This window comes from Stenotrophomonas sp. YJH_SMC_105-26 (assembly GCF_059368915.1).
Window position 1 is genome coordinate 1,114,059 of sequence record NZ_JCAFSD010000001.1, and the last position, 24,153, is coordinate 1,138,211.

Sequence of the window (24,153 nt, forward strand, 5' to 3'; positions counted from 1 at the left end):
CTGTTGGTAGGTGTCGACCTTGGTCGACACATCTGTCAGTTATCGAATGAAATTCGTGGGGTCAGATCCGTTTTCCTCCGGAAAACGGATCTGACCCCAAGAGCATTTCCAACAGACAGATAACAGAAAACTGTCGAAGGCGGGGTGGGTCCGGTTGCGAGTGTCCGCGGCATGGATGCCGCGGCCAAGCCCCCATGGGTGAGGGCGCTTTGCTTGCGAAGCACTGCTTCGCAAGCGCCCGAACGCCCAGCCGCAAGCGACTGGGCCGGACCGCGGAGCGGGGTTTACGGCGTCTCCCGCAACCGGACCCACCCCGCCATCCCAGATAGCCCGCTGTCGCTGTTGCTGTTGCTTCGGCCGTTGCCGTTGCCTCTGCGGGTGCAGGGCGCAGCCCTGCAGCCCCCCCTTCCCTGAGCATTCCGCGCAGTGGTTTGAGCGCCGTGCACACGCCGGCCACGGCACGCTGGGCACAACGGAACCGCCCGTCATCCACCGAGAACCGCCATGATCCTGCGTCCCCTGCCGCTGCGCGGCGCCCTGCTGCTGGCCCTGTCGTCCCTGCCGCTGGCTGCACTGGCCGAAGCCACCTCGCCCGCTCCCACCCAGCAGGTGCCCGGCGTCTACCACCAGCGCGTTGGTGCGCTGCAGGTCACCGCCCTGTTCGACGGCGTGGTCGCGCTGGGCCGGCAGGAAGTGGTCGACGTGCCGCCGACACTGGTCAGCCGCCTGTTGGAAGGCCGCTACGTACCGGAAGACAAGAAGGGCCTGCAGACCGCGATCAACGCCTTCCTGGTGCGCCAGGGCAACCACCTGACCCTGGTCGATACCGGCACCGCGCAGTGCTTCGGCCCCGGCCTGGGCCAGGTGCTGGGCAACCTGCGCGCCTCCGGCGTGGACCCGGCCGAGGTGGACGAGGTGCTGCTGACCCACGCCCACCCGGACCATCTGTGCGGCGTGCTCGACGCGCAGGGCAAGCCGGCCTACCCGAATGCCACGGTGTGGTTGTCCAAGGCCGATGCCGATTACTGGCTCAGCCCGGCCAGCGAGGCCACGGCGCCGAAGGGCGTGCGCTTCGCCTTCCCGCTGGCACGCAACGCGGTCGCGCCCTACCAGGCCAGCGGCCACCTGCGCACGTTCAGCCCCGGCGATGCCCTGCCCGGTGGCGCGGTGGCGATGGACACCCACGGCCATACCCCCGGCCATGTCTCCTACCGGTTCGACAGCCAGGGCCAGTCACTGCTGGTGTGGGGTGATGTGCTGCACTTCCATGCGGTGCAGTTCGCGCACCCGGAAGCGGCATTCGAGGCCGATTCGGACCGCAAGGCGGCCATCGCCAGCCGTCGCGGGCTGCTGCAGCAGGCCACCGCCAACGGTTGGTGGGTGGCCGGTGCGCACCTGCCGTTCCCGGGCCTGGGCCATGTGCGTGGCGAGGGCCAGGCCTATGCGTGGGTGCCGGCGGAGTATTCGCCGTTGTGAGGGTGTGCCGACCAAGGTCGGCACCCACCCGATCAGGTAGCGCCCGGCTGCCAGCCGGGCGACCGGAGAGCCTTATTCCAGCCCCAGCCAGCCGCCGATCACGCCGCGGGCTTCGTCCACGCCGGTACGGTCTTCGCCGGAGAACACCTGCACGCTGACGCTGTCACCGTAAGCCGACTGCAGCTCCTTGCGCACCTTCTGCAGGGACTGCATCTGCTGGCTGCGGCTGAGCTTGTCGGCCTTGGTCAGCAACGCGTGCGCCGGCAGGCCACGCTGCACGGCATAGGACAGCATCTGCCGGTCGTAGTCCTTCAGGGGGTGGCGGATGTCCATCACCACCACCAGGCCCTTGAGGGCCTCGCGGGTGCGGAAATACTTGTCAATGAAGGCCTGCCAGTGCGCCTGCAGGTCCAGCGGCACCTTGGCGTAGCCGTAACCGGGCAGGTCGACCAGATGCGCTTCCGGGGTGACCTGGAAGAACACCAACTGCTGGGTGCGGCCGGGGGTCTTGGAGACACGGGCCAGGGCGTTCTGGCGGGTCAGCGCGTTGAGCGCACTGGACTTGCCGGCGTTGGAGCGGCCGGCGAAGGCCACTTCAGCCCCTTCGTCGGGCGGCAGCTGCCGCACGTTGTGGGCCGAAAGGTGGTAACGGGCGCGTTCGATGAGCAATGACATGTGCCTAGGATCGCATGTTGCGGCGCCGCGCGCCCGTGCCGGCGGCCGCTGCGGCCATTTTGCTGCACTGCTGCGTTGACCGTGCGCGGAAACGCCGTTGATAATCCGGGCGATGCCGGCGGCCACCGTCCGGCCCGGTCCATACGGAGCTTCAGCATGCGCCACGCTCGCGTTCTTGCCGTATCCGCCCTTGCCACTGCTGTAGTCGTTGCCGCTGCTGCGTTCGCGCAGACCACGTTGACCCCGCTGCCCGACAACGGGCCGATCAATACCGCCTCGCTGGAGGTGGACTTCAGCAAGACCCACTGGGGCGATGCCAAGGCCGGCCAGACCAAGGCGACGGCCTGCGCGGCCTGCCATGGTGCCGACGGCAACTCCACGGTGGAGATGTACCCGTCCATTGCCGGCCAGAGCGAGCGCTACGTGGCCCAGCAGATGGCCCTGATCGCCAACGGCCAGCGCAGTTCCGGCGCGGCGGTGGCGATGGTGCCGTTCGTGCAGAACCTCACCCCGCAGGACATGCGCGATATCGGCGCCTACTTCGCCACGCAGAAGGCCAACGCCGGCATCGCCGATGACACGGCAGTGACCGATGGCCCCTACAAGGGCATGAAGTTCTACGAGATCGGCCAGCAGCTGTACCGCGGCGGCGATGCCAAGCGCGGCCTGCCGGCCTGCATGGCCTGCCACGGCCCCAGCGGTGCCGGCAATCCCGGCCCGGCCTATCCGCACCTCGGTGGGCAGCACGCCAGCTATGTCGCGCGCCGCCTGCAGGAGTACCAGGCCGGCCAGACCAACGAGACCGACAAGGCGCACTTCCAGATCATGGCCACGGTCGCGCAGAAGCTCAGCGAGCAGGAGGTGCAGGCGCTGTCGAGCTACCTGCAGGGCCTGCACAACAAGGCCGACGATGTAGCCGCTGCGGCCACGCCGACGCAACCGGCTGCCGCCCCCTGACCACCACTGGTCGGCCCGGGCCGCGACGCCGGCCCACGGCTGCGGTATGTTTCCTTCACGCCGGCGACCGCGCCGGCGTTGCTTTTTTCAACGGAGATGCGTGTCGATGAGGTTGATTTCCCGCCTGCTGTTGTCCGTGCTGGTGCTGCTGCCGCTGGCAGCCTGCGCCGCCACCCCCGCCAATGCCCCGCTGGTCGAGGGCAAAGACTACGAGCGCATCGCCCAGCCGGGCCCGTTCCAGCCGCTGGCCGGCAAGATCGAGGTGGTCGAGGTCTTCGGCTACACCTGCCCGCACTGCGCCCATTTCGAGCCACAACTGGAAGCCTGGGCGGCCAAGCTGCCGGCCGACGTGCGCTTCACCCCGGTCCCGGCCGCCTTCGGTGGCGCCTGGGATGCCTGGGCACTGGCCTACTACGCCGCCGACGAAGTCGGCGTGGCCAAGCGCAGCCACGCTGCCGTGTTCAAGGCCCTGCACGAGCAGGGATCGCTGCCGATGCAGAACGTCTCGGCCGATGAGCTCGCCACGTTCTACAAGGCCTACGGCGTGACCCCGGACCGCTACCTCCAGGCGCTGCGCGGCGATGCCGTGCAGAAGAAGGTCGAGGCCGCGCGCGCGTTCGCCCAGCGCACCAAGATCCCGGGCACCCCGGCCATCATCATCAACGGCCAGTACCTGGTGCGGGGCAACAGCTTCGACGACCAGCTGCGCATCGCCTCGGCGCTGATCGCGCAGGCCCGCGCCGCCCGCGGCCGCTGAACCAACGCCCACCCTCGACACGGCGCTGTCGCCGCCGCATGTCATCATTTCCCCCTGGCTGGCGCCTGGCGCCGGCCCCCACCTTTCCAGATGCTGGAGACGTTTCCATGAAGATCCGTTACGCCCTCGCCCTCGCAGCGCTGCTGCCGATCCTGGCTGCCTGCAAGGCTGATGACGGCAGCACCAACACCACCGCGGCCCCGGCCGCACCGGCAGCCGCCCCGGCCACCGCCGAACCGGCCGCTGCGCCGGCCACGGGCAGCGAAGGCACCGCTCCGGCTGCCGCCGAAGGCGAAAAGGCCCCGGCCGAAGCCGCCCCCGCCGCGGCGCCGGCCCCGACCACCGCCGCGCTGACCGGCCCGGCCCCGGTGGAAGGCGCCGATTACCAGGTGATCCCGAACGGCCAGCCGTTCCAGCCGGCTGCCGGCAAAATCGAAGTGACCGAGATCTTCGGCTACGTCTGCCCGGCCTGCGCCGCATTCCAGCCGCTGGTCGGCCCGTGGAAGGCCGGCCTGCCCAGCGACGTGAACTTCGTCTACGTGCCGGCCATGTTCGGCGGCACCTGGGATGACTACGCCCGTGCCTTCTACGCCGCGCAGACCCTGGGCGTGCAGGAGAAGACCCACGAAGCGCTGTACGCCGCCATCCACTCGCAGAAGACCCTGAAGGGCGAGCGCGGCCGTGACTCGGTGGAAGACATCGCCAAGTTCTACGCCACCTATGGCGTGGATCCGAAGCAGTTCGCCGCCACCATGGGCAGCTTCGCGGTGAACGCCAAGACCAACTCGGCCAAGCAGTTCGCCCAGCGCAGCCAGATCAGCGGCACCCCGTCGATCATCGTCAACGGCAAGTACCTGGTGAAGGGCAAGAGCTTCCCGGACATGCTGCGCATCGCCGACCACCTGATCGCCCGCGAACGCGGTGCGGCCCAGGCTCACTGATCCAAGAGAAGCATTTCCCGGCCGTGAATTCCCCCCGTACACGGACCCTGCGCTTGCTGACGGCCAACATCCAGGCCGGCTCAAGTACCCGCCGCTACAGCGACTATGTGACCCGCAGCTGGTCACATGCGCTGCCGGCGGGGCGCAAGCGCAGCAGCCTGGACGCGATCGCCACCCTGGCGCGCGACCATGACATCGTCGGCCTGCAGGAGGCCGACCCGGGCAGCCTGCGCTCGGGCTTCACCAACCAGACCCACTACCTGGCCCAGCGCGCCGGCTTCAACTACTGGAGCCACCAGCCGAACCGGCGCATGGGCGGCGTGGCATCCAGTGCCAATGGCCTGCTGAGCAAGCTGGAACCGGTGGAAGTGCAGGACCATGCCCTGCCCGGCCGCATCGGCGGGCGCGGCGTGCTGCTGGCCAAGTTCGGCGATGGTACCGATGGCCTGGCGGTGGCGGTGGCGCATCTGTCATTGGGCGCGGGCTCGCGGATGTCGCAGCTGGGCTTCATCGCCGAGCTGCTGTCCGACCACCCCAACGCGGTGCTGATGGGCGACTTCAACTGCCTGGCCGAACGCCCGGAAATGCAGGTGCTGTACCAGAAGACCCGGCTGCAGCCCCCGGGCTGCATCGTGCCGACCTTCCCCAGCTGGCGCCCCGACCGCGCCATCGACCACATCCTGGTCAGCAGTGGCCTGCAGACTCGTACCGTGGAAGCCGTACCAGCCGCGTTCTCCGATCACCTCGCCCTGGCGATGCAGATCGACGTCCCGGCCGACGCCCTGCGCTGACTCGCCGTTACGGTAGGTGCGGACCGTTGGTCCGCACGCTCTGCGCCGGGCGCCGCCCGGCGCCCCCTAAATCGGGGCATAAACGACTTAATCCCCTCCGTCCCCTTTTTTCAGGCGGTGACGGGTGCCTTCAGGCGCCGCGCGGTCATCGTGCTGCCCACCGAGGCCAGCACCGTGCAGCCGATCGCCAGCCACTGCAGCCCATGCAGGTGCTCGTGCAGCAGCAGCATCGCCCACAGCGCGGCCACCGCCGGTTCCATGCTGATCAGGATGCCGAAGGTCTCCTTCGGCAGGCGCTTGAGCGCCATCATCTCCAGTGACATCGGGATCGCGCTGGACACCAGCGCCACCAGCAGCCCGGCGGCCAGGATCTTCGGGTCGAGCAGCGCGGCACCGGCATGCACCACGCCCACCGGCACCACTACCAGGGATGCCGCCAGCAGCCCCAGCGACACCGAATGCCCGGCGTGCAGGTGGCCGGCACGCTTGCCGAACACGATGTACAGGCCCCAGCACGCCGCAGCCCCCATCGCATACAGCACGCCAGCGGGATCCAGCGCCGGACCACCGCCGATCGGCAGCAGCAACAGCAGCCCCACCGCCGCACAGCCCACCCAGAGGAAATCGATCGGCCGTCGCGACGACAGCATGGCCACCGTCAGCGGCCCGGTGAATTCGATGGCCACCGCGATGCCGAAGGGAATGGTGCGCAGGGCCATGTAGAACAGCAGGTTCATCAGGCCCAGGGTGAGGCCGTAGCGCAGGATGGTGATCGCATCCGGGCGGCTGGTCTTCCAGCGCCACGGCCGCCAGAACAGCAGCAACAACAGCGCCGAGAAGCCCACGCGCAGCGCGCTGGTGCCCTGCGCGCCGATCAGCGGGAACAGGTGTTTTGCGTAGGAGGTGCCGATGGCCAGCGAGGTGACCGAGCCGAGCACCGCCAGCGCCGGCAACATCGGCGCGAGTCGTGAGGTCTGCATGGGCAAAGTCTATTGCGCCAGCGCCGAGCACTTGGCTCAATTGACGGCCCGTTCGTGCAACTTCTGCTCGCCATGGCCACCGCCCCCGTGCTCGACAGCTTCGACCGCGCCATCCTCGACCTGCTGCAGCGGGACAACACCCTGCCGCAGCGCGAAATCGCCGAGGCCGTGCACCTGTCCACGCCGGCCGTGCAGCGCCGCATCAAGCGCCTGCAGGACAGCGGCGTGATCGCGGCCAATGTGGCGGTGATCGCCGCCGCCCAGGTCGGGCGGCCACTGACCATCATCGTCGAAGTGCGCGTGGTCAGCGAGCAGCGTGATCACGTGGCGCCGTTCAAGCGCCGCGTGCAGGACGACCCGGCGGTGCAGCAGTGCTACTCGATCACCGGCGATGGCGATTTCCTGCTGCTGCTTTCGGCGGCGTCGATGGAAGAGTACGAGGCCATTACCGAGCGGTTGTTCGGCGGCGATGACAACATCGAGCGCTTCCGTACGTCGGTCGCGCTGGGGACGTTGAAGCGCAGTTTCGAAGTGCCGCTGGCCCCGGTTCTGTAGCGCTGAGCCATGCTCGACTGCGCTTTGACCGCACAGCAACAGCCGCCGAAGATGGCTCGGCGCTACAGTCGGAGACCATGAACACATCGCCCTCCCCCGCCCGTCGCCTGCGCCGCTGGTTGCTGCGCGGCCTGTGGCTGGCCATCGCCCTCATTGCCGCGATGGCGCTGTGGAACAGCCCATGGGCCGCTGCGCCGAAGCTGCTGTGGACACTCTCTCGTATGCCGCCGGCCACGCAACTGGCGGTGCCGGTGGACGGCGTGCGGCCGCGCCAGATCGCCGACACTTTCGGCGCACCACGTGGCCGTGACCGCTCCCACGCCGGCATCGACATCTTCGCCAAGCGCGGCACCGCGGTGCGCAGCGTCACTGCCGGCGTCATCGCGGACGTCAGCGAGCGCGGCCTCGGTGGCCGCCAGGTCTGGGTGATCGGGCCCGGGCGCGAACGTTACTACTACGCCCATCTGGACGACTGGGCCGAGGGCCTGGCGCGCGGCCAGGTGGTCCAGGCCGGCGACCTGCTCGGGCATGTAGGCGACAGCGGCAATGCCAAGGGCACGCCGCCCCACCTGCACTGGGGCATCTACGGCGCCGATGGCGCGCGCGATCCGCTGCCGCTGCTGCGCTGAACCCCATGCGCTGCGTCGCGGCCCGCGTGAGTGCCTACCTCGTTCATGATTTGTAAATAGGAATAGTTCGTATTACCATTTCTTTCGTTTCCGGTGGTGCCAGGACGGCCTGCCCGCCCGTTTCCCACCCGTAGCGCCTCGCCTTCTGGATGCCGGCCGAGCGCGCGTGCTCGTCCAGGACCCCCATGACCTGTTCCGCCTTCCGTATCCCGCAGCCGCAGCGGCTGTCCGTTGCCGTACTCGTTGCACTCTGCGCCCTGGCCCCGGCCGCCTTCGCCGACACCGCCGCCGACCCGACCACGCTGGACAAGGTCGTGGTCAAGGGCGAACGCGCCGAAGGCTATTCGGTGCGCCGCACCTCGGCCGGTACCCGCTTCGACCTGGCACCGCGCGAGATCCCGCAGTCGGTCAGCATCATCAGCCACCAGCGCATCGAAGATCAGAAGCTCGACGACATCATCGACGTGCTGGCCAACACCACCGGCGTGACCAGCACCCAGTCCGACAGCGAGCGCACCGAGTTCTACGCGCGTGGGTTCTACATCGACGCCTACCAGTTCGACGGCCTGCCGACGCAGATGGTGCAGAACTGGAGCTACGGTGACTCCGGCCTGGATCTGGCGCTGTACGACCGCGTGGAAGTGGTGCGCGGCGCCACCGGCCTGCTCAGCGGCGCCGGCAACCCGTCCGCTTCGGTGAACCTGATCCGCAAGCATGCCGACAGCGCCGAGCTGACCGGCAGCGTGTCGGTGAACGTCGGCAGCTGGGGCCGCACCCGCACCACGGTGGATGTGGGCAGCGCGCTCAACGCCAGCGGCAGCGTGCGCGGTCGCGTGATCGGCAGCTACCTGGATACCGACGGCCAGATGGACCGCTACAACCAGCGCAAGACGCTGGGCTACGCCGTCATTGATGCCGACCTGACCCCGGGCACCCAGCTGAGCGTGGGCTACGACTACCAGCAGAAGCGCGCCAATGGTGCGACCTGGGGCGGCTTCCCGATGCTGTATTCGGATGGCTCGCGCACCGGCTACGACGGATCGTTCAACGCCAGCCCGGAGTGGACCTATTGGGACACCACCAGCAAGCGGGCCTTCGCCACCCTGCAACACGCCTTCAGCAACGGCTGGAAGTTCAAGGTGGGTGCCACGCACGATGAGACCAGGGCCGACGACAAGCTGTTCTACCCCGCCTACAACGACTGGACCACGGGCGCCTCGAACTTCGACCGGACCACTGGCGCGGGCATCTCGCCGTCCGCAGGCCTGTACAACACCGAGCGCAAGGTCACTGGCGTCGACGGCTACGTGGATGGCCCGTTCCAGCTGTTTGGCCGCGAGCACCAGCTGATGGCCGGCCTCAGCTACAACAGGCGCGAGTACGCCAACTACGGCGACTACCAGGTCGGTGGCCCGGGCCAGCCCTGGGATCCGTTCGCCAGCTATCTGAACTGGACGGGCAAGATCGGTGAGCCGAACTGGAACCCGCTGGCCCTGGCCAGCGAGGGCACCATCACGCAGAAGGCCGGTTACGCGGCCGCTCGCCTGTCGCTGGCCGATCCGCTGAAGCTGATCATCGGCGCACGCTACACCGACTGGAAGAGCGAGGGTGAAGGCGCCGACCGCGCGCACAAGGTGACCACGCCGTACGCTGGCCTGGTCTTCGACATCAACGGGACGTACTCGACCTACGCCAGCTACACCGAGATTTTCCAGCCGCAGACGCTGAAGGACCGCAATGGCGGCTACCTCGATCCGGTCGATGGAAAGAGCTACGAAGTGGGCGTCAAGGGCGCGTGGTTCGACAACCGCCTGAACGCCTCGCTGGCCGTGTTCCGCATCGAACAGGACAACGTCGGCCAGGCCACCGGTGAACCCGTGCAGGGCAGCCAGAACGAGTTCGCCTATCGCGCTGCACGCGGCACCGTCAGCCGCGGCTTCGAGTTCGAGCTGAACGGCGAACTCGCCCCGGGCTGGAATGCGACCTTCGGTGCGTCGCGCTATGTGGCCAAGGACATCAACGGCGCCGACATCAACACCAACCTGCCGCAGACCGCATTGAAGCTGTTCACCAGCTACACCCCGCAGTCGCTGCAGGCACTGACCGTCGGCGGCGGCGCCAACTGGCAGAACCGCATCTACTACCCGGTGCCGGCCTACGGCCGCATCGAACAGAGCGGCTACGCGCTGGTCAGCGCCTTCGTGCGTTACCGCATCTCGCCGGAGTTCAGCGTGCAGGCCAACCTCAACAACCTGCTGGACAAGAAGTACCTGTCGCAGATCAACGGCTACGGTGCCTACGGCGATGGCCGCAATGGCTCGCTGACGTTCACCTGGGCGTTCTGATCAGACGCGGGGTTCGCACGCCCCGCACCTGTAGAGCCGAGCCCATGCTCGGCTCAGAGAATCAGCCGAGCACGGGCTCGGCTCTACACCCGCAAGGCAGCGCCGGAACTGACCGGCGCTGCCAACGTCACATCAGAAGCGCAGATCCGCGCGCAGGTACCAGTAACGACCACGCGGAATGTCGTAGGTCGAGGCGTCATACCCGTTCAACGAGCACGACAGGCAGATCGGCGGATCCTTGTCGAACACGTTGTTCAGGCCGGCGGTCAGCTGCAACCCCTTCATCCAGTCGATCTTGTAGCCCACCTGCATGTCGTGGAAGGTGGTGGCCGACAGCGTGTTGGTGCCCGCAGCCTGGTTGCTGCACACCGGGAAGGCCGCCGCATCGCCGCAGTTCTCGGTCAGCTCGGAGATGTGGCGCACCGTCCAGTTGGCGCTCCAGCGATCCATCGTCCAGCCGAGGCTGGCATTGCTGGTCCACTCCGGGATCGAGCTGTCGGCCACTTCCACGCCCGGCTTCTGCGGCTGCTTCTGCCCGGCCGCGCCAGTGGCCTCGTAACGGCCGACGAAGGTGTTCTTCCACCCCAGCTTGAACTGGCCGATGGAGGTCTGCGGCAGCGTCCAGAACAGATCCACGTCCCAACCGTCGGTCTTGATCGAACCCAGGTTGGTCAGGCGGTTGTTGAAGCTGCTGACCGCACCGGTGCTGGCACGGGTGATGCCGTTGCAGTAGATCGGGTCCAGTGTATCCACGCACAGGTCCAGCTGGGTCTGCGCGTTGATGGCCTGGATCGCACCATCGATGGCATGGCGGTAGAAAGTGACTTCCACATCGAAGCGCTCCGACCACGAGGCGTTGTTGCCGAACCACGGGCTCCACACGAAGCCCGCGCTGAAGCTGCGCGAGCGTTCCGGGTCCAGCTCGCGGTTGCCGCCGGTGGTCACCGAGATCTGCGAGTTGGCCTGCTGGAAGCCGGCCGGGACGCCCAGTGCAGCACAGTTGGCCGCGCTGCCACGCGGCGGCGTGCCGCCCAGGCCCACCGAGCACGGATCGAACAGCTGCAGGTCGGCACGTGCGGCAGAGCCGTACAGCTCACCGATGGACGGTGCGCGGAAGCCCTCGGCGTACGTGGTGCGCAGCACGAAGTCATCGGTCACCTGCCAGCGCAGGCCGTACTTGGGCGTGAACTCGCCGCCGAAGGTGGAGTAGTCCGAATAGCGGCCGGCCAGGCTCAGGTCCAGCTTCTTGCCGAACGAGGAGTCGGCGAAGATCGGCACGCTCAACTCCAGGTAGGCCTCGTTGACGTCGTAGGAACCGGAGGTCGGTTGCGACGGCACGCCGTTGTAGTGGCCGATCACCGTCAGCGGATCGGGCTGGTAGGCGCCCTTGTACTTGCGGTACTCGAAGCCGGTGGCGAAGGACACCGGACCGGCCGGCAGCGAGAACAGCTCGCTGGACAGGTTGGCGGTGAACAGGCTCAGTTCGTTCTGGCTGCGGTCGCGCACCACCGGCTGGATCCACTTCAGCATGTCCGGGGTGATCGAACCGGCGCCACCGAAGATGTTCAACGGCACGCAGCCAGGCGTGGCCGCGCACACCGCGGGATCGCCCAGCGCCATGTTCACCTTGTAGATGTCATAGCTGCCGTAGTTGGTCTGCTCGGCCTTGTTCTTGCTGTACATGCCGTTGACGTCCCAGTACCAGCTGCGGTCGGCGGCATGGAAGTCACCGACCAGGCCGGTGGCGAAGTAGGTGGTGTCCACTTTCTGCTTGAACACGCGCGCACCGCCCTCCACCGGGCGACGACCGATCAGGCTCATGTTGTCGCCGGAGACGAGATCGAAGCCGAACGGGTTGTACGGGTTCAGGCGCGAGACCACGATGTTGTCGGCCAACGGATTGCCGGTGGCGCCATCGGGGCCGAAGAACAGCGGCTCGGGGCCGGCCTGGTTGGTCGACTCGCGGCGGTTGCCCAGCGCCTTGATGTACCACTGCACGTTGTCGGTGATGTCAAAGCGGAACTGGCCGAACAGGCCTTTGCGCTCCGACGGCGTAAGCACCATGTTGTATTCGGCGAAGTTGAAGCGGTCGGCGGTGGTGAAGCAGTGATAGTCATCCGTGCGGCTGCAGCCGGCACTGCCGTCGTACCGCGGATTGCTCACGCCGGTATTGGGCACGATGTTCTGCACCGCACCGGTGTTCGGGTCGGTGAACATGAAACGGCCCTGCGGAATACCACCGCTGCCGAACGCCAGGCCGGTACCGGGAATGGGGAAGCGCGACTGCTCGCGATCCTTGGCGAATACCGGGTCCTGCTTGGTCCAGCTGGCGCCCAGGAACAGGCTGAAGCGATCGCCACTCTTGCCCCAGGCCAGGTCCACGCCCTTCTGCGTGCCGTCGCCCTTGCTGTACTCGCCGTAGTTCAGCGTCACCTGCCCACCATCGAAATCGCGGCGGGTGATGATGTTGACCACGCCGGCGATGGCATCGGAGCCGTACAGCGACGAAGCACCGTCCTCCAGCACCTCGATGCGCTCGACGATGGCCAGCGGAATGGTGTTGAGGTCGGTGGCCGAGCCCACACCGGACGCCGACGATTCATTGACCCAGCGGATGCCGTCGACCAGCACCAGCACGCGCTTGGCACCCAGGTGGCGCAGATCGACCTGCGCCGAGCCGGCACCCACGCCACTGCCATCGGGCGGGAAACCGAAGTTGCCGGACGAGTTGAACTTGGCGTTGAGCGCAGAGCCGGAACCGGTGAGCTGCTGCAGCACTTCGCCGATCGAGGTCAGGCCGGTACGTTCGATGTCGCCACGGGTCAGGGTCTGGATCGGGACCTGGCCCTCTACTTCAGCGCGCTTGATGCGGGTACCGGTGACTTCCACCGCGTCGAGGTTGGTGGTGGATTGTGCAGCGGCACCCAGGGGTGCCAAGGCCATCACGCACAGCGTGACGGCAACCGCCAACGGGCGGTGGTGCAGGTGCTTCATTCGCTCTCTCTCCAAAGGAATGTCGGGACATGGACTGCCGCGCTCCCCCCTGCATGGCGGCAGCGTCTCCTTTGTAAACAAGCGGTAAAAATCACGGCGTGATGATCGACACTCTTTCACGCGGAATTGACGCAATTGACAGCCATTTACGTCAGATGAGGACCGTTTAGAACCGGACGGTACTGTTCACCGCCCTCCACTTTGATGCCGGCTGCGTCAGCGCGCGCCGAGATCCGCCACAACTCATCAAGGGGACTTGTCGGTGCAGGCGCTAGTGACCGGGCGCGTCGACGCGCAGCCCATGCTGGCTCACGGCCAGCAGCACGCGTGCCATGTCTTCGTAGTCGGTGTCGTCGGCGGTCGCCAGGTGCACCCAGGGGCGATGCTGCTGCGGCATCTGCTGCGCCTGCACCAGGTGCCGCTGCAACGCGACAGCGTCGAGCGGCTGGCCATTCCAGAACATCGCCCCCGCCGCGTCGATGCGCAGGTGGATCGGCTGGGGTGAGGACGCCGGCCAGGGTGGGCACGAGGTGCGCTGCTGGAGCGCCAGGAGGCCGGTCGCCTGCGCCATCGGCAGCGCGGTGATCACCAGCGCCAGCAACACCAGCAACACATCCACCAGCGGTGCCAGATTGGGGGCGGCCATCAGTGAGGCCGCGTGCTGTATCCCGTATCGCATGCCACGTTCCCTCGCAGGAAGAGCGGCCTGCCGATGGCAGGCCGCCCGTTGCCGGACTCACCGCACGAAACTCACCGCACGAAGGCAATGCGCTCCATGCCAGTGGCTTCGGCCGCAGCCAATATCCGCGCCATGCCTTCGTACTCGGCCGCCGGATCGGTGGCGATGCGCAGCTCCGGCAGGTTGCCGGCATGCTCGCCGGCCTGCGCCTGCAGGCGCCCCTGCAGATCGCCGATCGCCATCGGCTGGCCATCCCAGCTCAGCTGGTTCGACGCATCCAGTCGCAGCTCGATCGGCGGCGGCGGTTCGGGGCGATCGATCGTGCGATCGGTGGCCTGTGGCAACTGCACGGGAATCGGCCGGGCCACGATCGGCGCGGTTACGATGAAGATGATCAACAGCACCAGCATCACATCCACCAGTGGCGTGACATTGATGTCCGCCAGCGGGCCGCTTCTTCCTGCGCTACTGAACGCCATGTGCCGCTCCCTGCAGCCGGGCCGTTCGCCCAAGGCCGACGTTACGACGCCTGCGCCCGCCTGCGGCAGGGGCCTGTGCGGAGTCATTCAGCTATCGTTGCCCACGCATTGCGTGCACGCAATGCGAAACTGAATTCAGCCACTGCCCGCTATGCTGCATGCCATGACCCGACGCTCTTCGACCGCCCTGTCCCTGCTGCCCTTGGCCACCACGCTGCTGATCGGCTGCGCCAATGCCCAGTCCCTCGATGCCCAGAACGCGCAGTTGAAAGCCGCGATCGCGGCCGCCGAACGCGGCCAGTTCGATCCTGGCCAGGCCGCTGCGCTCAGCCGCCATCCGGCGTATGGCTGGCTGGAGTACGCCAACCTGCGCCGCAACATCGACACCGTCGATACCGCGCAGGCACAGGCCTTCCTCAAGCGCTATGAGGGCCAGGCCGTGGCCAGCACGTTCCGCAGCGTGTGGCTGCCCTCGCTCGCCCGCCGCCAGGACTGGCCGACCCTGCTGGCCAACTGGGCGCCCACCGACAACGCCGGCCTGCGCTGTGCGCAGCTGACCGCGCGCCAGGTGACCGGCAAGGCCGATCCGCAGTGGATCAGCGAAGCACAGGAGCTGTGGCGCAAGAACGGCAAGCCGCTGCCGGACAGCTGCGATGCGGTGTTCACCGTGCTGCAGGCACAAGGCGGCCTGAGCGACGCCCTGCGCTGGGAACGGATCGATGCTGCCGCCGACGCGCAGCAGCCCGCCGTGATGCGCAGCGCGGCCCGCGGCCTGCCTGCCACTGACCTGGCACTGGCCAACACTTACGCCGCCTTCGTCGACAAGCCCAACGCCAGCGCCCTGAACTGGCCCCGCAACGAGCGCAGCCGGCGCATCGCCACCGATGGCCTGGCCAAGCTGGCCAAGGCCGACCCGGCCGCCACCGAACAGCAGCTGCCGCAGTACGCGCAGGCACTGGGGCTGAGTGCCGCCCAGCAGGGCCAGGTGCTGTACCAGATCGCGCTGTGGACGGTGGCGTCCTACCTGCCCGATTCGGCACGCCGCCTCAACGCGGTGCCGGAGTCGGCCTATGACGAACGCCTGCACGAGTGGCGCGTGCGCGAAGCGATGTCCCGCGGCGACTGGACCGCGGCGCTGACCGCCATCCGCAAGATGGGCAGCAAGCAGCGCAGCGACCCGCGCTGGCGCTACTTCGAAGGCCGCATGCTGGAGAAGACCGGCCAGGCCCAGCAGGCGCAGCCGCTGTTCCGCGAGGCCGCGCGTGCATCGACCTTCCACGGCTTCCTCGCCGCCGACAAGCTGCAGCAGGGCTACACGCTGTGCCCGTGGCAGCCCAACGACAGCGCGCAGGCTCAGGCGGTGATCGCGCGCGACCCGGCCATCCAGCGCGCAATGGCGTTGTACCAGATCGATCGCGCTGGCTGGGCCGTGGCCGAATGGAACAGTGCACTGTCGCGCTTCGATGACACCCAGCGTCGCCTCGCCGTGCGCGTGGCGCAGGACAACGGCTGGTTCGACCGCGCCGTGTTCGCGCTCGGCAAGCAGCCGCAGGAGCAGCGCCTGTACGACCTGCGCTTCCCGCTGCACCACGACGCCACCATCCGCCGCGAATCGGCACGCAACGCAATCGACCCGGCCTGGGTGGCGGCGGAGATCCGCGCCGAGAGCACCTTCACCCCGCGTGCGCGCTCGCCTGCCAACGCCATGGGCCTGATGCAGGTGCTGCCAGCCACCGGTGCCGGCGTGGCCAAGTCGATCGGCCTGACCGGCTACGGCGGCGCCGACAGCCTGTACGACCCGGACACCAACATCGCCATCGGCACCGCCTACCTGCGCCAGTTGATGAACAAGTACGACGGCCTGCCCTACGTGACCATCGCCGCGTACAACGCCGGCCCGACCCCGACCGCACGCTGGCAGAGCCAGCGCCCGGGCTTTGATCCGGACCTGTGGATCGAGACCATCAGCTACAAGGAAACCCGCGAGTACGTGGCCCGCGTGCTGGCCTTCAGCGTGATCTACGACTGGCGCCTCAATGGTGATGCGCTGCCGCTGAGCGATCGCCTGATGGGCCGCCTGGTGGACAAGCGCAAGCGCTTCAGCTGCGCCGCCAACGCCGACCAGGGCGGCGATTGATCGCAACACAGTACTGCCGGCCGCTGGCCGGCATTCCCCGGCATCCACTCGCTGGGGAGGGAAACGATGAGCCTGCTGGCCTGGATCGGGCTGGACGCTGTATCGGTAGTGCCGGCCGCTGGCCGGCAGCTTCGGGGTGACTGCGGTTGCCGGCCAGCGGCCGGCACTACCGGTGCGTCTGCGCCGGGCATGCGATGATTCCAGCCATGAAGATCTATCTTGTCGGCGGCGCCGTGCGTGACCGCCTGCTGCAGCGACCTGCCGGCGACCATGACTGGGTGGTGGTCGGCGCCACGCCCGCGCAGATGGAAGCGCAGGGCTTCACCGCCGTCGGCCGCGATTTCCCGGTGTTCCTGCACCCGAAGACCGCTGAGGAATACGCGCTGGCGCGCACCGAGCGCAAATCCGGCCGTGGCTACCGCGGCTTCGTGGTCGATGCCGACCCGGCAGTGACGCTGGAAGAAGACCTGCAGCGCCGCGACTTCACCATCAACGCGATTGCCTGCGACGAAGACACCGGCACGCTGGTCGATCCCTACGGCGGTGTGCGCGATATCGAGCAACGCGTGCTGCGCCATGTCGGCCCCGCGTTCGTGGAAGATCCATTGCGCGTGCTGCGCGCGGCGCGCTTCATGGCGCGCTTCGCACCACTGGGCTTCACCGTCGCCGAAGAGACCATGGCGCTGATGCGCGAGGTCGCCGCCAGCGGCGAGCTGGACGCGCTGGTGCCCGAGCGCGTCTGGCAGGAGCTGCGCAAGGCGCTGGTCAGTGAACGGCCCTCCGCCTTCCTGCGCACGCTGCACGATGCGCAGGCACTGGGCCCGATCCTGCCCGAGCTGGAAGCGCTGTATGGCGTGCCGCAACGTGCTGAGTTCCACCCCGAGGTCGATACCGGCATCCATCAGGAAATGGTCAGCGACACCGCCGCGAAACTGGCGCCGGGCGATGACCTGGTCGGCTTTGCCGCGCTTACCCATGACCTGGGCAAGGGCCTGACCCCGCCGGAGGAGTGGCCGCGCCACATCATGCACGAGCAGCGCGGCATCAAGCCCTTGAAGGCACTGTGTGCGCGGTTGAAGATTCCCGCCGAACACCAGCAGCTGGCCGAAGCGGTGTGTCGCGAGCACTTGAACGTGCACCGCATCGACGAACTGCGCGATGCCACCGTGCTGGAACTGCTGGGCCGCTGTGATGCGCTGCGCCGGCCGGAACGCGTGGCCCGCATCGCACTGTGCTGCGAGGCCGACAAGCGCGGCCGGCTCGGCTTCGAGGACGCCGACTACCCCCAGGGCGAAACGCTCAAGCGCCTGCACCAAGCGGCGCTGTCAGTGCAGGCGCGGGATCTGGATACCACGCATCTGAAGGGCCCGGCCATCGGCGAAGCGCTGGCCAAGGCGCGGGTGAAAGCCATCGCCGCCGCCCGCTGATCCGCAACCGCCGTGGCGGCCGCGCACCGACTCCCATGGGTAGTGCCGGCCGCTGGCCGGCACCCCTATATCACTGGCTTCAGTGCGCCATCCCACGGGTAATCGCCGCCGCACGCTGCTTCAGCTGGGCCACGGCATCGGGAATCATCTCCATGCCCACGTCCAGGCCCGGGTTCAGCACCAGGCCGACGCCGTCGCCGATACCGGCCAGCAGCGCGTGCACCGCGATCGGCATGGCATGGGCAAACTGCGGCAGCTGCTCGTGCCACAAGCCAGCGCGCTCGGGCGCGGTGAACACCGCGAACATCGGCTCGCCGCTCTCGCTGGTCAGCACCAGCGGCGAGATGCTCTCGTCCCAGGCGCCATCCTCACCAATGGCCTTGTCCAGCAGCACGAACGCCGTCGAGGTCAGCAGGCCGTCGAGGAACTGCGCTGCGGTCAGCGTGCCGTCCTGGGCCTGCAGCAGGCGCACCTCGAGGTCGTTGAGGGGTTCGAACGGGGTGTCGTGGTCCATGGTCGGTTCCGGTACGTGGTTGCAGGGCAGACTTTAACAGGCCCGGTCCTCAACCGATGTATCCGTGCCGCCACATCCAACCGGCCACCGCCAGCGCGGCGACCCCCACCAGCATCAACGGCAGGCCGAAGCGGTGCCGCCACGGGATCGGCACCCCGCCCAGCTGCTGGTCCATGGTCTCGGTATCGAGCACCCAGCCGTGCTCGCACCGGGTGCAGGCCAGCTCGTAGCGGCGCTGGTAGGTGAAGCCGAACAGCAGGTCGATGCGCGCCATCTTGTAGCGCAGCTGCGGCGCGAACTCGGTTTCCGTCTGGCAGCGCAGGCAGTGGTGCGCTTCGGTGGGGCCGACGATCAGCACCCGTTCCTGTTGGCCGATCAGGATCATGTCCGGTTGCCCTGGCAGGCGGGCTGGGCCAGCAGCCAGGCCTGGGCGGCGGCCACAGTGGCGGCATCACCCTCGACGCGCTGGTCGGGTTCGATCTTCAAGCCATCGCCACGATCATTGCGGTCCCGCATCACGCTGGTGGTCAGCAGCAGGCGACTTCCATCGGCAAGGGTGTGCACGACATTGCCGGTGGAGACACCCGCGGTCGGCTGGCCGAAACTCCGCGCCTGCGGGCGGCCACGCCACGCCAGCACCGAGGCCTCGCCCGAACTGCCGGTGCGGGGCCCGAACAGCACCGCCACCGGTGCGCCAGGCTGCCGCACTACATGGCCGGACTGGCCGAAGTCCAGCAGCGGCCTGCCCGCCAGCTGCACCGCAGTCGCCGTCAACGTCCAGCGCTGCGGCCCTTGCGCGGTTTCGAACGCGCCGACGTCCTCGTTGTTCACCACCGAGGTGCGCAACAGCGGGGCCATGCCCAGCAGCATCGGCCACATGGAGCCGCCACCGTTGTCCCGCAGGTCGACGATCCAGCCACAGCGCGCGCCGTCGTCCTTGCTGCGGATGACCTGCTGCCATCGCGCGGCACGCTGGATGTCCTGGCGGAATTTTTCCTGCGGCGCCGCGCCCGGCGAGGAGGCATAGCCCTCGATGACCACCCAGCCGATGCGCGCATCCACCGCATCAGCGGCCTTGGCCCGGTCCACGGCGGCGGCACCGGCCTGCTGCGCACGCGCGAGGGATTCGCGCTGACGCTGGGTCGTGGTCCACGCACCATGGTGGCCGGTGCTGAGCGCAATGGCTTCGCGCAGAACGGCCAGCCGTTGCGCGGGATCCCCCTGCGCCGATTGCAGGCGGATGCGGATGGCGGGCCAGTCCACCCGGTCGCGATACAGCGCCTGGCGTTCAAGCAGGTTGAGGATCTCAGCCTGGGCCTCCGGCGAGGGCATCTCGACCGCGCCTGGCGTATCGGCCATGGCGCCGGTCGCCAGCAACACGAGCATCAGCGCGCCGATGCGACGCACTCCCTTGCGAACCTGCATGCGACGCTTCCTTGTCGTTGAATCAGGACCGCAGCATAACCGGGGCATGATCGCTTGCGCCACGCGCGAACTGTCGTATCCGGCCCGGTCGCGGGTTGCAGCAAGGCGGCTTGCGTGCGGTCACCACATTGCAACTTTGCCCATGCCATCGCGGCGCACAACGCGCCAAGGTGGCCCCGTCGGCGCTTCCTGCGCTGACCGGGATTGGCGTCCTGAATCAAACATCGAAGCGATCGATTTGCCGCATCAACGGCAATCGCGACAATGCACCGGCTTGCCCATGGTGGGCGGTGCGTGGGGATCCTCGTGATCCGTCGGCTTTTTCGCTTTGATTTTGACCGGCACGCCAACCCGCACCGCCCGCCACCTTGCGCTTCGCAGGTGGCCTTGCCTCGTGAGGTTGCCGCCATGAACACGCCCTACCCCGCCTATCCACGCCTGCAGGCACTGCTCGGCGCTGCACTGCCCGGCCTGCAGCTGTCCAACGCCGCAGCCGAAGCGTTGGAAGATGCGCTCACCGAAGTCGACGAACAGGCGCCGCCCTCCGCATTCTTCGCGCGGCTGCGCGGCATCGCTCACAGCCACGCGGCCGACGGCCAGGCGTGGCGCGAACGGCAACTCAGCGAGGCGCGCGGCCGGCACCTGGCCGAGGCGACGCGCTGCCTGGCGGCGGTGTCTGCGTGTGGGGGCATCTTGTTGGCGGCGCAGTCGGCACGCGAGATGGATGATGCGCAGGCGCAGTGTCCGCCGCAGGTGGAGGAAGGTCTGCTGCATGCGGTGGTGGTGCTGGCCGATCATGCCGGGGCGCTGGTGGAACCGGATGCGTGCGCACCGCTGCTGTAGAGCCGAGCCTATGCTCAGCTGCGCGGAGGTCATGGCGCCGGTGGGATTCGTGCCGACCAAGGTCGGCACCTACCAGAGCAGTGTCATGGCGCCGGTTGGATTCGTGCCGACCAAGGTCGGCACCTACCTGAGCAACGTCATGGCGCCGGTGGGATTCGTGCCGACCAAGGTCGGCACCTACCAGAGCAGCGTCATGGCGCCGGTGGGATTCGTGCCGACCAAGGTCGGCACCTACCAGAGCAGCGTCATGGCGCCGGCGGGATTCGTGCCGACCAAGATCGGCACCTACCTGAGCAACGTCATGGCGCCGGTGGGATTCGTGCCGACCAAGGTCGGCACCTACCAGAGCGGGTCGGACATCTGCACCGGGCGCTACCAGTCCGCGCGCAGGCCGATGTTGCCTTCGATGATGCGGCGCTTCTCGTTGCGGTCGCCGCCCAGTTCGCGCGTGTAGTCGGCCACGGCATAGGCGCTGATCGTTCGGTTGAAACGCCCGACCACACCCACGCCGGCTTCCAGCGCGCGTGAGCGCTGCGAATTGATGATCACGTCGTCGTCGAAACGGATGCGGTCTTCACCAGAACGGCCATGCCAGTAATTGAGCTTGAAATACGGCTGCCAGCCGTTGTCGGCCAACTGGTAATCGCCCGCCAAGCGCAGGCCGATGCGGCCGGTCCAGGCGTTGTCGTTGTCGAAGCGCACGCTCGATACTTCATCGCGACGGTCATCCAGCGAAGTGCGCTGCCAGATCACCTGCACCTGCGGTTCCAGCCACCATGCGGACTGCCCGAAGTGCAGCAGCGGCTTGCCCGCCTCCACCGACACGCTGGTACCGTCGCCGCTCAGGCCGAAGCCGAGCCCACGCGAGGAACGCACGCGGCCGTCGTAGCGGCTCTGCATCGCCACGGCGTCGATGTAGCCGCCACTGCTGTCGGTGAAGGTCCAGTACAGGCCCACGTGCTTGTCATCCAGGCGGTTCTGGCCTACCTGCACGTTCTCCCAGCCCAGTGCCAGACCCGTGGTCTTGCCCTGCGCGCGGGTGCGGCCAACGAATACGCCGATCTGGTTGCGGTGGTTGTCAGACGCCGCAGCCCACACGTCGAGACCGGCCTGCAGGCCCATCACATCGCCATCGAAGCCCGGCTGCGCATCACCCTTCCAGTGGATCTCGCTGCTCTGCCCCACCAACCGGCCCCAGGCGGTGCGGAATATGCCCTGGTTGTACAGCAGGCGCTGTTCGCCCTGCCGCTCGTGGAAGGTACCGAGGCTGGCCAGCGAGGTCTCGCGCAGCAGCGGTGGCACCACGGCGTAGGCGGCGGTCTCCACGCGGTACAGCGGCACCACCGCGCCTTCGGCCGGGCGTGCACCCGGCGTTGGTGGGGTGCCGGTACCGGGCAACGCACCGCCGGCCACCGGCACGTCCGGCACCGCCGGGTCGCTGGGCGGCGCCACCGGCGCCGGTTCCGGTGGCGGCGGTGGCGGCGCGGCCTCGCCGGCGGTCAGGTTCGGATCGGTAGCGCCTTCAGGCGGCGGCGGCGGTGCCGGGGTGATCGCCGGCGGCGGTGCGACCGGCGGCGTCAGGGGCGGTGGCGTGGCAGTGCCGCCTCCGTTGGGTGCCGGCGTTGGTCCGGTCACCAGCGTCGATCGCAGGTACCAGTTCTCGCTGGTGCCGGCGCTGACACCACCCTTGAACAGGAAGTACTCGTAGGCACCGGCTGCAACCGGTGCGAACAGCGAGAACGCGCCCGGCGCAGTGCGGCCACCATTCAAGGCCTGCACCACCAGGATGCCATCGGCCAGCGTGGCGGCGCCGCTGCCGCCGGCATTGAGCACGCCGATGCCGGTGGTACCGGTGGCGGTTCCGCCATCGATCACCAGGCGGTCGCTGCTGGAATTGTCCGCACCCAGCACGGTACGCAGGTACAGGCCACCGCCGTCACCACGGTAGTTGCCACGCACGGTGAACACGTCGCCTGCGCCGGTGCCGGTCAGGTCGATGCGCCCGGCATTGACCATCTCCACCAGTGCACCACTGTTGAACGGACGGACTGCATGGCCGCCACTGCCCGCGTAGACGGTGCTGGTGTCGTCCACGGTGAGCGTGCCGGTGCCGGTTCCGCTGTCGCCCAGCACCAGGTCGCCATCAAAGGTCAGCTCGGTGCTGTTAGCCAGGCTGATCGCCTCCCAGTTCTGGAAGCGGCCCACGCCGGCAGTCTTGACGTTGTGGAAGTTGAGCTGGTCGATGCCACCGCCACCGTCGAACAGCGGCACCGCCCCCAGGTTGCCCTGGTTGAGGTTGCCGAGGTTGGCGACGTCGCTGTCCGGCCCCATGTCGATCGCGCCGTAGACGATGCCGCCGCCATTCCAGTTGAAGGTGTCGTTGCCGGTACTGAGCAGTACCTGCCCGCGCACGGTGCCGTCGGTGATGGTCACGCTGTCGTTGCCGCCGCTGACGCTGATGTTGCCGCCGATGTAGGCGGTACCCGAGATGATGATGGTGTCGGTATCGAAGCCGGTCACCACGTTGCCGTCCACGGTGCCGCCGGACTGGTCCCACAGGTTCTTGTCCAGCTTCATGTTGACCCGGCCGATGCGGCCAGCGGTCATCCACGCCTGGTCACCATCCTCGAACGCACCGATGATGCGGCCACCGCTCATGCGGAAGGTATCGATGTTGTCGCCCTGCTGCAGCGCGCCGACCGTGCCGCCACTCATGACGAAATCATCGCGGCCACTGCCCTGCGCCACCACGCCGGTGACGGTGCCGCCGGTGACGGTCATCTGGTCATCGCCACTGCCCTGGTCGACGCTGTCGATCGTACCGTTGTCCAGCAGCAGCGCATCATTGCCATCGCCCTGCAGCACACTGCCGCTGATGCTGCCAGCCTGCATGTCCAGGCGATCATTGCCGGCACCGAACTGCACGCCGGTGCGCCCGCTGATCGTTCCGCGGTTGACCAGCACGCTGTCGCCCGCGCCGACGAACTGCAGGGCGGTGTTGTTGCCGGTGCTGATGCTGCCCGAGTTCTCGACGCGGCTGCCGCCACCGAGCTGGACCGCCACGCCGCCCACCGAACTGATCGTACCCAGGTTGGACAACAGGTGCCCACCGGCCCCGACAAGCGAAATCGCGCTGCTGCCACCGCTTTGCTGCAGCTGCGCCGTGCTGGCGACAGTGACGGTGATACCGGCGGCGCCATTGGCGGTGACGGGAACGGTCTGCGGGTTCGGCGCATTGGCATCGCAGGTGACCGTCTGGCCGGCGACGGGGGCGACGCTGTCACAGCCGGCCCAGGCGGCGCTGGCGGTCAACAGCATGACGGAGGGAACAGCCAAAGCCTGCAGTACGGGAACAGTGAAGCGGCGCATACGCACTGCGCGCGGGACGGCACGGGACATACAGCACTCCTGGACAGGGGATCAGGAACTGCGGATATGCGGTACTGCGAGCGAAGTCTGCGCCATGGTGAACGGTTTCGGCAGGTGAATTTGCGTGCCGATCATCACAGTTCAGATGCGAACCTGATCGGGCATCACCCCACCTCTACG

Annotated in this window: 21 protein-coding genes; 12 read left to right on the forward strand and 9 right to left on the reverse strand. The window is 67.9% G+C overall.

Annotated elements, in window-relative coordinates; all coding sequences use genetic code 11:
- Positions 1 to 504: 504 nt before the first annotated feature.
- Positions 505 to 1,476: an MBL fold metallo-hydrolase gene (locus AC5P7F_RS05085; RefSeq protein ID WP_046432495.1), complete on the forward strand. Its 972-nt coding sequence runs from the start codon at positions 505 to 507 to the stop codon at positions 1,474 to 1,476.
- A gap of 72 nt (positions 1,477 to 1,548) precedes the next feature.
- On the opposite strand, the gene yihA is transcribed toward AC5P7F_RS05085, so the two are convergent.
- A complete protein-coding gene (yihA, locus tag AC5P7F_RS05090) occupies positions 1,549 to 2,151 on the reverse strand; it encodes a ribosome biogenesis GTP-binding protein YihA/YsxC (RefSeq protein WP_005411022.1) in 603 nt (200 codons plus the stop codon).
- Between the two features lie 156 nt (positions 2,152 to 2,307).
- Here yihA and AC5P7F_RS05095 point away from each other — a divergent pair, with 156 nt between their 5' ends.
- The 4 genes from AC5P7F_RS05095 to AC5P7F_RS05110 all read left to right on the forward strand — a co-directional run bounded on the left by AC5P7F_RS05095 (position 2,308) and on the right by AC5P7F_RS05110 (position 5,597).
- Positions 2,308 to 3,108: a c-type cytochrome gene (locus tag AC5P7F_RS05095; RefSeq protein ID WP_014648400.1), complete on the forward strand. Its 801-nt coding sequence runs from the start codon at positions 2,308 to 2,310 to the stop codon at positions 3,106 to 3,108.
- Between the two features lie 106 nt (positions 3,109 to 3,214).
- Positions 3,215 to 3,865, forward strand: a complete 651-nt coding sequence (locus tag AC5P7F_RS05100) for a thiol:disulfide interchange protein DsbA/DsbL (protein ID WP_032960695.1) — start codon at positions 3,215 to 3,217, stop codon at positions 3,863 to 3,865.
- A 107-nt stretch (positions 3,866 to 3,972) separates the two neighbouring features.
- Positions 3,973 to 4,806, forward strand: coding sequence for a thiol:disulfide interchange protein DsbA/DsbL (locus AC5P7F_RS05105; protein ID WP_049440671.1), 834 nt, complete (start codon positions 3,973 to 3,975; stop codon positions 4,804 to 4,806).
- 53 nt (positions 4,807 to 4,859) lie between these two features.
- Positions 4,860 to 5,597: an endonuclease/exonuclease/phosphatase family protein gene (locus AC5P7F_RS05110; RefSeq protein WP_021202520.1), complete on the forward strand. Its 738-nt coding sequence runs from the start codon at positions 4,860 to 4,862 to the stop codon at positions 5,595 to 5,597.
- A 110-nt stretch (positions 5,598 to 5,707) separates the two neighbouring features.
- Here the strand turns inward: AC5P7F_RS05110 and AC5P7F_RS05115 are convergent, their stop codons facing one another.
- The gene (locus tag AC5P7F_RS05115) at positions 5,708 to 6,577 is read right to left on the reverse strand and encodes an EamA family transporter (RefSeq protein WP_100438132.1); all 870 of its coding nucleotides are present in this window, start codon (positions 6,575 to 6,577) and stop codon (positions 5,708 to 5,710) included.
- 72 nt (positions 6,578 to 6,649) lie between these two features.
- On the opposite strand from AC5P7F_RS05115, the gene AC5P7F_RS05120 reads away from it, so the two are divergent.
- The 3 genes from AC5P7F_RS05120 to fhuE all read left to right on the forward strand — a co-directional run bounded on the left by AC5P7F_RS05120 (position 6,650) and on the right by fhuE (position 10,106).
- A complete protein-coding gene (locus AC5P7F_RS05120) occupies positions 6,650 to 7,132 on the forward strand; it encodes an Lrp/AsnC family transcriptional regulator (protein WP_046432515.1) in 483 nt (160 codons plus the stop codon).
- A 77-nt stretch (positions 7,133 to 7,209) separates the two neighbouring features.
- Positions 7,210 to 7,761, forward strand: coding sequence for a M23 family metallopeptidase (locus tag AC5P7F_RS05125; protein WP_046432517.1), 552 nt, complete (start codon positions 7,210 to 7,212; stop codon positions 7,759 to 7,761).
- Between the two features lie 185 nt (positions 7,762 to 7,946).
- Positions 7,947 to 10,106: a ferric-rhodotorulic acid/ferric-coprogen receptor FhuE gene (fhuE, locus tag AC5P7F_RS05130; protein WP_049440677.1), complete on the forward strand. Its 2,160-nt coding sequence runs from the start codon at positions 7,947 to 7,949 to the stop codon at positions 10,104 to 10,106.
- 132 nt (positions 10,107 to 10,238) lie between these two features.
- On the opposite strand, the gene AC5P7F_RS05135 is transcribed toward fhuE, so the two are convergent.
- The 3 genes from AC5P7F_RS05135 to AC5P7F_RS05145 form a co-directional block, all read right to left on the reverse strand.
- Positions 10,239 to 13,100 carry a TonB-dependent receptor plug domain-containing protein gene (locus tag AC5P7F_RS05135; RefSeq protein WP_032957323.1) on the reverse strand — a complete coding sequence of 954 codons (2,862 nt, stop codon included), beginning with the start codon at positions 13,098 to 13,100 and terminating at the stop codon, positions 10,239 to 10,241.
- A 271-nt stretch (positions 13,101 to 13,371) separates the two neighbouring features.
- Positions 13,372 to 13,746 carry an ExbD/TolR family protein gene (locus AC5P7F_RS05140; protein ID WP_014648409.1) on the reverse strand — a complete coding sequence of 125 codons (375 nt, stop codon included), beginning with the start codon at positions 13,744 to 13,746 and terminating at the stop codon, positions 13,372 to 13,374.
- A 104-nt stretch (positions 13,747 to 13,850) separates the two neighbouring features.
- Positions 13,851 to 14,258, reverse strand: coding sequence for an ExbD/TolR family protein (locus tag AC5P7F_RS05145; protein WP_014648410.1), 408 nt, complete (start codon positions 14,256 to 14,258; stop codon positions 13,851 to 13,853).
- A 151-nt stretch (positions 14,259 to 14,409) separates the two neighbouring features.
- On the opposite strand from AC5P7F_RS05145, the gene AC5P7F_RS05150 reads away from it, so the two are divergent.
- Both AC5P7F_RS05150 and AC5P7F_RS05155 read left to right on the forward strand, forming a co-directional pair.
- A complete protein-coding gene (locus tag AC5P7F_RS05150) occupies positions 14,410 to 16,395 on the forward strand; it encodes a transglycosylase SLT domain-containing protein (RefSeq protein ID WP_126411364.1) in 1,986 nt (661 codons plus the stop codon).
- 206 nt (positions 16,396 to 16,601) lie between these two features.
- A complete protein-coding gene (locus AC5P7F_RS05155; RefSeq protein WP_053495110.1) occupies positions 16,602 to 17,822 on the forward strand; it encodes a multifunctional CCA addition/repair protein in 1,221 nt (406 codons plus the stop codon).
- Positions 17,823 to 17,901: 79 nt separating this feature from the next.
- On the opposite strand, the gene AC5P7F_RS05160 is transcribed toward AC5P7F_RS05155, so the two are convergent.
- From AC5P7F_RS05160 to AC5P7F_RS05170, 3 genes are read right to left on the reverse strand one after another with little or no spacing between them, the layout of a single operon-like run.
- Entirely contained in the window at positions 17,902 to 18,336 is a 435-nt protein-coding gene (locus tag AC5P7F_RS05160; protein ID WP_005419309.1) for an SseB family protein, read from the reverse strand.
- A 49-nt stretch (positions 18,337 to 18,385) separates the two neighbouring features.
- Positions 18,386 to 18,721, reverse strand: a complete 336-nt coding sequence (locus AC5P7F_RS05165) for a hypothetical protein (RefSeq protein ID WP_014648413.1) — start codon at positions 18,719 to 18,721, stop codon at positions 18,386 to 18,388.
- A complete protein-coding gene (locus AC5P7F_RS05170) occupies positions 18,718 to 19,761 on the reverse strand; it encodes a S41 family peptidase (RefSeq protein ID WP_164077489.1) in 1,044 nt (347 codons plus the stop codon). Before AC5P7F_RS05170 ends, AC5P7F_RS05165 begins: the two co-directional genes overlap by 4 nt.
- Before the next feature lie 408 nt (positions 19,762 to 20,169).
- Here AC5P7F_RS05170 and AC5P7F_RS05175 point away from each other — a divergent pair, with 408 nt between their 5' ends.
- Complete coding sequence (locus AC5P7F_RS05175; protein ID WP_164077488.1) at positions 20,170 to 20,604, forward strand: hypothetical protein; 435 nt, start codon at positions 20,170 to 20,172, stop codon at positions 20,602 to 20,604.
- A gap of 31 nt (positions 20,605 to 20,635) precedes the next feature.
- The gene (locus AC5P7F_RS05180) at positions 20,636 to 21,058 is read left to right on the forward strand and encodes a hypothetical protein (RefSeq protein ID WP_197574727.1); all 423 of its coding nucleotides are present in this window, start codon (positions 20,636 to 20,638) and stop codon (positions 21,056 to 21,058) included.
- Here AC5P7F_RS05180 and AC5P7F_RS05185 read toward each other — a convergent pair.
- Complete coding sequence (locus AC5P7F_RS05185; RefSeq protein WP_164077487.1) at positions 20,977 to 24,003, reverse strand: autotransporter outer membrane beta-barrel domain-containing protein; 3,027 nt, start codon at positions 24,001 to 24,003, stop codon at positions 20,977 to 20,979. The genes AC5P7F_RS05180 and AC5P7F_RS05185 overlap by 82 nt on opposite strands.
- Positions 24,004 to 24,153 lie beyond the last annotated feature (150 nt).

What these genes read in the sequence shown, in the direction of transcription:
- AC5P7F_RS05085 (WP_046432495.1), top strand. Translation starts at nt 505, where the DNA reads ATGATCCTGCGTCCCCTGCCGCTGCGCGGCGCCCTGCTGCTGGCCCTG.
- yihA (WP_005411022.1), bottom strand. Translation starts at nt 2,151, where the DNA reads ATGTCATTGCTCATCGAACGCGCCCGTTACCACCTTTCGGCCCACAAC.
- AC5P7F_RS05095 (WP_014648400.1), top strand. Translation starts at nt 2,308, where the DNA reads ATGCGCCACGCTCGCGTTCTTGCCGTATCCGCCCTTGCCACTGCTGTA.
- AC5P7F_RS05100 (WP_032960695.1), top strand. Translation starts at nt 3,215, where the DNA reads ATGAGGTTGATTTCCCGCCTGCTGTTGTCCGTGCTGGTGCTGCTGCCG.
- AC5P7F_RS05105 (WP_049440671.1), top strand. Translation starts at nt 3,973, where the DNA reads ATGAAGATCCGTTACGCCCTCGCCCTCGCAGCGCTGCTGCCGATCCTG.
- AC5P7F_RS05115 (WP_100438132.1), bottom strand. Translation starts at nt 6,577, where the DNA reads ATGCAGACCTCACGACTCGCGCCGATGTTGCCGGCGCTGGCGGTGCTC.
- AC5P7F_RS05120 (WP_046432515.1), top strand. Translation starts at nt 6,650, where the DNA reads ATGGCCACCGCCCCCGTGCTCGACAGCTTCGACCGCGCCATCCTCGAC.
- AC5P7F_RS05125 (WP_046432517.1), top strand. Translation starts at nt 7,210, where the DNA reads ATGAACACATCGCCCTCCCCCGCCCGTCGCCTGCGCCGCTGGTTGCTG.
- fhuE (WP_049440677.1), top strand. Translation starts at nt 7,947, where the DNA reads ATGACCTGTTCCGCCTTCCGTATCCCGCAGCCGCAGCGGCTGTCCGTT.
- AC5P7F_RS05135 (WP_032957323.1), bottom strand. Translation starts at nt 13,100, where the DNA reads ATGAAGCACCTGCACCACCGCCCGTTGGCGGTTGCCGTCACGCTGTGC.
- AC5P7F_RS05140 (WP_014648409.1), bottom strand. Translation starts at nt 13,746, where the DNA reads ATGGCCGCCCCCAATCTGGCACCGCTGGTGGATGTGTTGCTGGTGTTG.
- AC5P7F_RS05145 (WP_014648410.1), bottom strand. Translation starts at nt 14,258, where the DNA reads ATGGCGTTCAGTAGCGCAGGAAGAAGCGGCCCGCTGGCGGACATCAAT.
- AC5P7F_RS05150 (WP_126411364.1), top strand. Translation starts at nt 14,410, where the DNA reads ATGCTGCATGCCATGACCCGACGCTCTTCGACCGCCCTGTCCCTGCTG.
- AC5P7F_RS05155 (WP_053495110.1), top strand. Translation starts at nt 16,602, where the DNA reads ATGAAGATCTATCTTGTCGGCGGCGCCGTGCGTGACCGCCTGCTGCAG.
- AC5P7F_RS05160 (WP_005419309.1), bottom strand. Translation starts at nt 18,336, where the DNA reads ATGGACCACGACACCCCGTTCGAACCCCTCAACGACCTCGAGGTGCGC.
- AC5P7F_RS05165 (WP_014648413.1), bottom strand. Translation starts at nt 18,721, where the DNA reads ATGATCCTGATCGGCCAACAGGAACGGGTGCTGATCGTCGGCCCCACC.
- AC5P7F_RS05170 (WP_164077489.1), bottom strand. Translation starts at nt 19,761, where the DNA reads ATGCAGGTTCGCAAGGGAGTGCGTCGCATCGGCGCGCTGATGCTCGTG.
- AC5P7F_RS05175 (WP_164077488.1), top strand. Translation starts at nt 20,170, where the DNA reads ATGAACACGCCCTACCCCGCCTATCCACGCCTGCAGGCACTGCTCGGC.
- AC5P7F_RS05180 (WP_197574727.1), top strand. Translation starts at nt 20,636, where the DNA reads ATGGCGCCGGTGGGATTCGTGCCGACCAAGGTCGGCACCTACCAGAGC.
- AC5P7F_RS05185 (WP_164077487.1), bottom strand. Translation starts at nt 24,003, where the DNA reads ATGTCCCGTGCCGTCCCGCGCGCAGTGCGTATGCGCCGCTTCACTGTT.